Below are 1,440 nucleotides of genomic sequence, written 5' to 3' on the forward strand. Positions count from 1 at the left end.
CGAGCGAGTTGGTGGCCCCGGCGCTCGCCGTGGGCTTACCGAAGGGGTCGTAGGCGGTGGAGCCGGTGACGCCCTTCGCGGCCGGGTCGATGGTGGCGACCACATCGGTGTGCTGGTCGCTGATCACCAGGCGTGGGTTGGGCGTTGCGGCTGCCGCCGTGCCGAGGAGCCTACCGGCGGGGGTTCGGGTGTAACTGGCGGTGCCGTCCGTGACCAGGTTGTTGGAGCCGCCGTCGTAGGTGAAGGCGGTGTTCCCGCTCTGGGCGACGCGGTCGGTCGAGTCATAGGTGTAGGTGGACGGCCCCTCCTTGGCCATCCGGTCGAAGCCGTCGAACTGGACATCCTTGGGCTGGGAGCCTTGGGCAGCGCTGCCGGTGAGGGTGCCGCGCGCCGAGTAGGTGTACATGGTGGTGCCGTCGTTGAGCAGCTCGTTGCGTTCGTCGAACGTCGACGTAGCGCCGCCGGCCGACGTCCGGTTACCTGCCGCGTCCCAGGTGTACGAAGCGGCGCTGGTACCGCTGTTCCAGGAGGTGAGCCTCCCGGCCAGGTCGTAGCCGTACTGGCCGGTGGTGGCCCCGGCGGTGCCGGTGGTGGTCTTGCTGGTCATCCGGCTGTTGAGGTCGTAGCCGTAGCCGATGGAGGCGACGGTGGCACCGCTCGGGTTCTTCACGGTGTCGTCGCGCAGGCGGCCGAGGTTGTCGTAGCCGTAGCTGCGGCTACCGCCGCCGGTGCCGTAGCGCTCGGTGGCGAGGCGACCGGCCGCATCGTAGTCGTAGCCAACCGTGGTGCCGGTCAACGGGTCGGCCGTGCTGGCGAGTTGGCCAGCCGCGTTGTAGCCGAAGGAGGTGGTGCCCGCCGCGTCCTTGCGGGCGGTCATCCGGCTGTCGCTGTTGTAGCTGTAACTGCTGGCGCCGCCGGGACCGGCGGAGGTGAGCAGCTGGTTCCGGTCGTTGTAGGTGTAGGTATCGGGGGTGGTACTCGGGGTGCCGACGGATATGAGGCGCCCGGCCGCATCGTAGCCGAGGGTCCGGTTCGGCGTTGCCACCTCGGCGCCCGTGGCGGTCTCCTGGGTCAGGTTGCCCATGCCGTCGTAGGTGCGGCGGCGCACCACCCCGCCCGGTTCTGTGAGGGTGACGGCCCGGCCGGCGGCGTCGTAGCTGGTGGTGAACAGGCCTTCGACTGCCGTCGGGTGGGCCGTGGTCGGCGGCTCGACGGTCGATTCGGGAAGCCCGAGGGAGTTGTAGGTGTAGTAGACCGGGGTGTTCTTGCCGTTGGTCCAGCGGGTCTTGCGCCCGCCGGTGTCGTAGCCGTTGGTCGTGGTGATCGTCTGCCCGGCGGCGACCGGCTCGACCTGCTGGACCAGCTGTCCAGCCGGGTCGTAGCTGAACTTCCGCGCGTGCGCGGCAATGTCGGCACTGCTCGCCACCTTGTCGGTGGCGC

Annotated in this window: 1 pseudogene; it reads right to left on the reverse strand. The window is 69.7% G+C overall.

Annotation, left to right across the window (positions count from 1 at the left end):
• A pseudogene (locus ACIQVZ_RS42470) lies at positions 1 to 1,426 on the reverse strand (laminin G); the annotation flags it as partial.
• Positions 1,427 to 1,440: the final 14 nt, after the last annotated feature.

Origin of the sequence: Kitasatospora sp. NPDC098663, assembly GCF_044760075.1 — a bacterium.
Classification (GTDB): Bacteria; Actinomycetota; Actinomycetes; order Streptomycetales; family Streptomycetaceae; genus Kitasatospora.